Annotated in this window: 5 protein-coding genes; 2 read left to right on the top strand and 3 right to left on the bottom strand. The window is 54.0% G+C overall.

The genetic code is table 11. The features are described 5' to 3' along the window. Position 1 precedes the first annotated feature (1 nt). The gene (locus FDX11_RS02105; protein ID WP_061381762.1) at positions 2-799 is read left to right on the top strand and encodes a metal-dependent hydrolase; all 798 of its coding nucleotides are present in this window, start codon (positions 2-4) and stop codon (positions 797-799) included. 416 nt (positions 800-1215) lie between these two features. Further along, positions 1216-2649 (top strand): PTS glucose transporter subunit IIBC, encoded by a 1434-nt coding sequence (gene ptsG, locus FDX11_RS02110; RefSeq protein WP_003036277.1) that lies wholly within the window; start codon positions 1216-1218, stop codon positions 2647-2649. A gap of 55 nt (positions 2650-2704) precedes the next feature. Here ptsG and FDX11_RS02115 read toward each other — a convergent pair whose 3' ends face one another. The 3 genes from FDX11_RS02115 to shiA form a co-directional block, all read right to left on the bottom strand. Continuing rightward, on the bottom strand, positions 2705-4483 hold the full coding sequence (locus tag FDX11_RS02115) for an aminopeptidase P family protein (protein WP_137397404.1): 1779 nt from the start codon (positions 4481-4483) through the stop codon (positions 2705-2707). Between the two features lie 15 nt (positions 4484-4498). Next, the gene (locus FDX11_RS02120) at positions 4499-5953 is read right to left on the bottom strand and encodes an AMP nucleosidase (RefSeq protein ID WP_042309167.1); all 1455 of its coding nucleotides are present in this window, start codon (positions 5951-5953) and stop codon (positions 4499-4501) included. Positions 5954-6072: 119 nt separating this feature from the next. Beyond that, positions 6073-7389 (bottom strand): shikimate transporter, encoded by a 1317-nt coding sequence (shiA, locus tag FDX11_RS02125; RefSeq protein WP_038639777.1) that lies wholly within the window; start codon positions 7387-7389, stop codon positions 6073-6075. Positions 7390-7622 lie beyond the last annotated feature (233 nt).

Consider the following 7622-nt stretch of genomic DNA (forward strand, 5'->3'; position numbering starts at 1 on the left):
TATGTTTTTAGTCGACTCACACTGCCATCTTGATGGCCTGGATTATCAATCTCTGCATAAGGACGTGGATGACGTGTTGGCGAAAGCGGCCGCACGCGATGTGAAATTTTGTCTTGCCGTCGCGACAACCCTGCCGGGATACCGCAGTATGCGTGAACTGGTTGGCCAACGTGACAACGTGGTTTTCTCCTGCGGTGTGCATCCGTTAAATCAGGATGAAACTTATGATGTTGAAGACCTGCGTCGTTTTGCCGCCGAAGACGGTGTAGTAGCGATGGGAGAAACCGGGCTGGATTATTTTTACACGCCGGAAACGAAGGTGCGCCAGCAGGAATCTTTCATCCACCATATTCAGATTGGCCGCGAGTTACAGAAACCGGTTATCGTGCATACCCGTGATGCCCGAGCCGATACATTATCAATTCTGCGCCAAGAAAAGGTGACGGATTGTGGCGGCGTACTACACTGTTTTACAGAGGACAGAGAAACGGCGGGCAAATTGCTGGATCTCGGCTTTTATATCTCGTTTTCCGGCATCGTCACGTTCCGTAATGCTGACCAACTGCGTGATGCTGCCCGTTATGTTCCTCTGGATCGTTTGTTAGTTGAGACGGATTCTCCGTACCTTGCGCCGGTGCCGCATCGTGGAAAAGAGAACCAACCTGCCATGACGCGTGACGTTGCGGAGTATATGGCCGTAGTGAAAGGTGTTGCCGTGGAAGAACTGGCGCAGGCAACCACTGATAACTTTGCCCGCCTGTTTCACATCGATGCTTCTCGCCTGCAATCAGTCCGTTAACTGACTTTTTTTAAAGCTCGTAATTAATAACTAAAGCGAGTAAAGTTCACCGCCACAAAATGGGCGGTGAATAACCAGTTAGACACATTCAGAAACTCATTTTATCGGAATGTGCGAATTTTGCGGCCATTCACAACTGAATTGTGATAGCCGTCAAACAAAAACAGACTGAATTATTTTACTCTGTGTAATAAATAAAGAGCACTTAGATGCTCTGTCCACGGCGAGGCTCTCCCCCCTTGCCAATGCGTGAGAACGTAGAATACACAAAATCATTCAAGCTGCATCAAGGCGGCAAGTGAGTGAATGACAGGAGCTTACTCGAGTAAGTGACTGGAGTGAACGAGCACAGCCAACGTTGAGGCGGTTTGAAGGATGAAGTGTATAAGCACAAATACTCAGGAGCACTCCTAATTATGTTTAAGAATGCATTTGCTAACCTGCAAAAGGTCGGTAAATCGCTGATGCTGCCGGTATCCGTACTCCCGATTGCAGGTATCCTGCTGGGTGTCGGTTCCGCTAACTTCAGCTGGCTGCCAGCCGTTGTATCGCACGTAATGGCAGAAGCAGGCGGTTCTGTTTTTGCGAACATGCCGCTGATCTTTGCCATCGGTGTTGCGTTAGGCTTCACCAACAATGACGGCGTATCTGCACTGGCGTCCGTTGTTGCCTACGGCATCATGGTTAAAACCATGGCTGTTGTTGCGCCGCTGGTTCTGCATTTACCTGCTGAAGAGATCGCCGCTAAACACCTTGCTGACACGGGTGTTCTCGGGGGGATTATCTCCGGTGCGATTGCAGCGTATATGTTCAACCGTTTCTACCGTATCAAATTGCCTGAGTATCTCGGCTTCTTTGCGGGTAAGCGCTTCGTTCCTATTATTTCTGGTCTGGCTGCCATCTTCACAGGCGTGGTTCTGTCCTTCATTTGGCCGCCGATCGGTACTGCTATTCAGACGTTCTCCCAGTGGGCTGCATACCAGAACCCGGTAGTGGCGTTCGGTATCTATGGCTTCATTGAACGCTGCCTGGTGCCGTTTGGTCTGCACCATATCTGGAACGTTCCTTTCCAGATGCAGATCGGTGAGTACACCAACGCTGCGGGCCAGGTGTTCCACGGCGATATCCCTCGCTATATGGCGGGTGACCCGACTGCGGGCAAACTGTCCGGTGGCTTCCTGTTCAAAATGTACGGTTTGCCGGCTGCCGCTATCGCTATCTGGCATTCTGCTAAACCAGAAAACCGCGCGAAAGTGGGCGGCATCATGATCTCCGCGGCGCTGACCTCGTTCCTGACCGGTATTACCGAGCCGATCGAGTTCTCCTTCATGTTCGTGGCGCCGATCCTGTACATCATCCACGCGATTCTGGCTGGTCTGGCATTCCCGATCTGTATCCTGCTGGGTATGCGTGACGGAACATCGTTCTCTCACGGTCTGATCGACTTTATCGTTCTGTCCGGTAACAGCAGCAAACTGTGGCTGTTCCCGATTGTCGGTATCGGTTATGCGATTGTTTACTACACCATCTTCCGTGTGTTGATCAAAGCGCTGGACCTGAAAACGCCTGGTCGTGAAGATGCTACCGAAGACAGCAAAGCGGGTGCGTCCGGCGAAATGGCTCCGGCTCTGGTTGCTGCATTCGGTGGTAAAGAAAACATCACTAACCTCGATGCGTGCATCACTCGTCTGCGTGTTAGCGTGGCTGACGTTGCCAAAGTGGATCAGGCTGGCCTGAAGAAACTGGGTGCGGCGGGCGTCGTGGTTGCTGGTTCCGGTGTTCAGGCGATCTTCGGTACTAAGTCCGATAACCTGAAAACTGAAATGGATGAGTACATCCGTAACAGCTAAGCAGTAAGAAGTTGGGGAGAACTAAGGCAGCCTGCGGGCTGCCTTTTTTAATGCCTTAATTGGCCTGAACGCGAATGGGCGCAGTGGCGGCGAACAGCCACGGACGGGCTTCTGCGTTTACGCGTGGGGACAACGTCTCTCTGACCTGCTGGTGGTAATCATCAATCCACTGTTTCTCAGCATCGCTCAGCAGATGAAGTTCCACCAGGTTCAAATCAATCGGCACCAGCGTCAGCGTCGAGAAGCGGCAGAAGCCCGGACGGCTGTTGATAATCTCCACCTGATTCTCAATGCGGATCCCATATTGCCCGGCCAGATAATAACCCGGTTCGATGGTGATGATATTGCCCGCCACCAGAGGCCAGGGGTTAACTTTTTTGGCAATGCGATGAGGTTGTTCATGGATAAGCAACTGATGGCCCACGCCGTGCCCGGTTCCATGATCAAAATCCAGTCCCAAATCCCACAACGCCCGCCGACTAAAGGCATCCAGTTGATGGCCCTGAGTACCGCTGGGGAACTGCAGTGAAATAAGTGACAAGAAGCCTTTCAACACGGCGGTGTAGTGCAAGCGTCGCTGCGGATCCTGTGGGCCAAATGCGAGGGTACGCGTCGTATCCGTCGTACCATTATGATACTGACCACCGGAATCATTCAGGTACATGGCCTGCGAGGTAATTGGCGTATTGGTTTTTTCGCTGGAGTGGTAATGACACATCGCCGCATTGCTGGCAGAGGCTGAAATCGTGCTGAAGCTCTGCTCGATAAATCCCGGATGCTGTTGGCGAAACTCCAGCTGTTTAGCCTGTGCTTCCAGTTCGGTGATCGGATTGCCTGCCGCTTCGCGTAAAGGGACCTCATGCGCCAGCCATGCGAGGAAGTTAACCCAGGCTGCGCCATCCTGTTCATGGCATTCCCGATAGCCTGCCAGTTCAACGTCATTTTTGTGCGCTTTCATTAACGTGATGGGATCGGGGGCCCACAGGACGTTGCCGCCATGTTCTTCTATGGCAAAACGCAATGCCACCGGAGCGTAGTCTTTATCGACCAGAAAGCGCTTCCCATTTGCCAACTGCTGGCAGCGAGCCAGGAAGTTCTCTTGCGGGGCCAGCGTAAGCGTATCCAACAGCGATGCGGGGAGCTGCTGTGTTTTGTTGCTATCCACAAACCATTCCAGTTCGCCGCTGCGATGGAGCAGGGCAAATGAGAACGGCACTGGAACCATAGCAAGATCCGAACCGCGGACATTGAGCAGCCAGGCGATGTTGTCCGGCAGCGTAATCGCCAGCACGTCGGCCTGATGTTGAGCGAGCAGCTCTACCACCCGCGCACGTTTCTGCGCGCTGCTCTCACCGCTGATGTCGAGGGGCATTTCGCGAATGATGCCGCAGGGCGCAGCCGGACGATCGAGCCATATCTGGTCGAAAGGATCTTGCTCCAGAGGCACCAGTTCGCAATGCGTCGCCGACAGCGCTTCAAACTGGCTGTTGACCATCAACAGCGGCTCAAAGCCAATACGCGCGCCCGCTGCAACGTGACACTGCAAATAGTCGGCCAACGGCTCATCGTGTAAGTGGTGAATTTCAAAATCATCCAGCGAGACTTCATTGCGCACCTGGACCTGATAGCGCCCATCGACAAACATTAATGCGCGATCGCGCAGGACCAATGCGAGTCCCGCAGAGCCGCTAAACCCAGTCAGCCAGGCCAGCTTATTATCATGCGGCGTACAATCTTCACTTTGGTGAGCGTCGGCGCGCGGGACAATCATACCGTCCAGTCCCTGCGCTATCAGCAGGTTACGCAGGGCGGAAAGAGGAGTTGAGTTGTGCATAGTTACCTTCAGGCCTTAACGGAACGGCGGTTCGTTGAATGTGCGTAATTTACGGGAGTGCAGTCGGTCGCCTTCGGCACGAAGACGATCGATAGCCCGGATACCTATTTGCAGGTGCTCGGAAATGGCGCCTTCATAAAAACGGTTGGCCTGACCAGGCAGTTTGATCTCGCCGTGCAAGGGTTTGTCGGAAACGCAAAGCAATGTGCCGTAGGGAACGCGGAAGCGGTAGCCCTGGGCGGCGATGGTGGCGCTTTCCATATCGATAGCCACCGCGCGGCTGAGGTTAAAGCGCAGCGCAGAGGCGGAGTAACGTAATTCCCAGTTGCGATCATCGGTGGTGACAACGGTACCGGTACGCAGGCGCTGTTTGACCTCTTCGCCGGGCATGCCGCTGACCTCTTTGGTCGCGTCATACAGCGCGCGTTGCACTTCAGCGATGCTTGGAATCGGGATATCCGGTGGGAGTACTGCATCCAGCACGTGGTCATCACGCAAATAAGCGTGGGCCAGAACATAATCGCCAATTGCCTGACTTTCACGCAGGCCGCCACAGTGCCCAATCATCAGCCAGACATCAGGGCGCAATACGGCGAGATGATCGCAAATAGTTTTGGCGTTAGACGGGCCGACGCCGATGTTTACCAGCGTGATCCCCTGACCATCAGCGGTAATTAAATGCCAGGCGGGCATCTGGTGCTTCTTCCAGGCGAGGTCAGAGATGGCTTCTTCTGGCGCTTCGGTTTCGGCGGTGATCCAGATCCCGCCCGCGCATGACAGCGCGATGTACGGGCTGTCCGGGTCGAGGATCTGGCTGCAGCCCCAGCGTACGAACTCATCGACATAGCGGGTGTAGTTGGTGAACAGCACAAAGGGCTGGAAATGTTCAACCGGCGTGCCCGTGTAATGACGTAGTCGCGCCAGCGAAAAATCCACGCGTCGGGCATCGAAGTGAGACAGCGGAGAAAATTCCGCCGGATGAAAAATCCCGTCCGCCGTTTCGTCACCAATCTGCGACAATTCAGTGGTGGGGAAATGACGCGTTAATCCGGCGCTCATCGAGCGATCCAGCGTCAGCTCTGAACCGTCAATCACATAGGGATAGGGGATTTCATGCTGCGATGGCTCAACGGAGATATGCGCATCATAATCCTGATACAGCAGCGTGAGCTGTTCTTCAAGATAAGGACGAAAGAGCGACGGGCGGGTAATGGTGGTGGTATAGCAACCCGCATGGGTAAAACGGCCATAGGCGCGCGTTTTTGGCGGATTGGTGGCGCTGCCATCCCAGGTGACACGAAGTGACGGGTAGACAAAAAGACCGTTATGGCGGGCGATTACGTCAGGGAGCGTCCCTGTTTCAATATACTTACCAATGGCGCTACGCAGTGATTTAACCGACTGTTCGTACAGCGCGTCCAGTTTATCCAGTGCCTGAGCCGGGGTCAGGCTGGCGCCCTTATTGTTCATGTCTGTCTCCTTGTTCCACAGATATACCGCTCTTCCGATAGTATGTCACAGGAATGTGAAACAAAAGTCAGACGATAAGGAAGATTGTGCGAAGACCGGACGACCCTCGCACCGGGGGTTTAACCGTGCTGCTTATCTCGCATTAACAGCGCGGTAGTGGCGGAGATAAGACAACCCGCCATCAGATAAATAGCTACGCTGTGCCAGTCTCCACCTGAGAATGTCACCAGTGCCGCCGCAATAAAGGGGGTAAAACCGCCGCCAACCACGCTGGCCACCTGATAACCAACGCCTGCGCCGCTGTAGCGATAACTTGCGCCAAACAGACCGGTAAACATAGGCTGCTGTACGCACACCACCATATCGTGCGCGATGTTGGCTAACATAATCGCGAAGAACACGATCCAGAAAATAGACTGTGCTTCCAGTGCCATAAAGAACGGGAAGGCGCTCAGCGTACCGACCAGTGCCCCGGTAATGTAGACGCGACGACGACCAAAGCGGTCGGCAAGCCACGCAAAGCAGGGGATGGTCAGACAGCTCAGCCCGCCGACCAGCAATCCGATATTCAGAAACAGCTCGCGCGGCAGGCCCAGGTTTTGCGTCGAGTAGTTAAGAGCAAATGCGGTGACGATATACATCGTCAGCAGTTCACACAGGCGCAGGGCGATAATTTTTAAGAACGCGCCCGGATGGCGGATTAAAGCCTCGATGACAGGAAGCCGCTTTTTCTCCGGTTGCGGCGCCTGTTGCTGCTGTTCGAACTCGGCCGATTCATCCATTCTGTTACGCATCCACAACGCGCCTAATACCAGCACGATGCTGAACAAGAACGGAATACGCCAGCCCCAACTGAGGAACTGCTCATCGGTAGTTTGAGAGCTAATCAGCGAGACCAGGCCGGTAGAAAGCAGCAGACCGACGCCGTACCCGACCTGTACACCGCTGCTATAAAAGGCTTTTTTATTTTTCGGCGCACTTTCGACGGAGAGCAACGCGGCTCCGCCCCATTCACCACCCACGGCGAAGCCCTGAATAGCGCGCAGCGTCACCAGTAGAACAGGGGCCCACCAGCCAATGGTGTCAAAGGAAGGAATAATGCCAATCAGCGCCGTGGCGATCCCCATCATCCAGACGGTGAGCATCAGCATACGTTTACGCCCAAGACGATCGCCGAAGTGGCCGAAGATGACCCCGCCTAGCGGGCGGAACAGAAATCCGACGCCAAAGGTAGCGAAGGCGGCAAGTGTGCCCATCGCCGGACTGACCTGTGGAAAGAACTCGCGGTTAAAGACTAACGCAGCGGTGATGCCATAGAGCAGAAAATCATACCAGTCGACCACGGCGCCCGCGAAGCTACCAAGCGCAGCGCGTCGGGCACGGTTGAGCGAAGAGGCGTCCTGTTGGGGACCCGTGGAGGTGAGGGTGGAATCCATAGTTATCCTGTCTGTACTGTCTTTTAATTATTAGTATTTGAGTTGGGTTACACACATTGCAGCCGATAGATTACCGGACGTTATGAGATTACCGCGACAGGCATGAAGAGGAAACGATTATATCTCTCGCAGAGGGCAACATGAATAATTAGACGAATGAGAAAATTGAAAAGCAAAAAGCCTGCTCGAAAGCAGGCTTTTCTGAATTTGGCTCCTCTGACTGGACTCGAACC

Origin of the sequence: Citrobacter sp. wls714 (assembly GCF_005281025.1) — a bacterium.
Classification (GTDB): Bacteria; Pseudomonadota; Gammaproteobacteria; order Enterobacterales; family Enterobacteriaceae; genus Citrobacter; species Citrobacter werkmanii.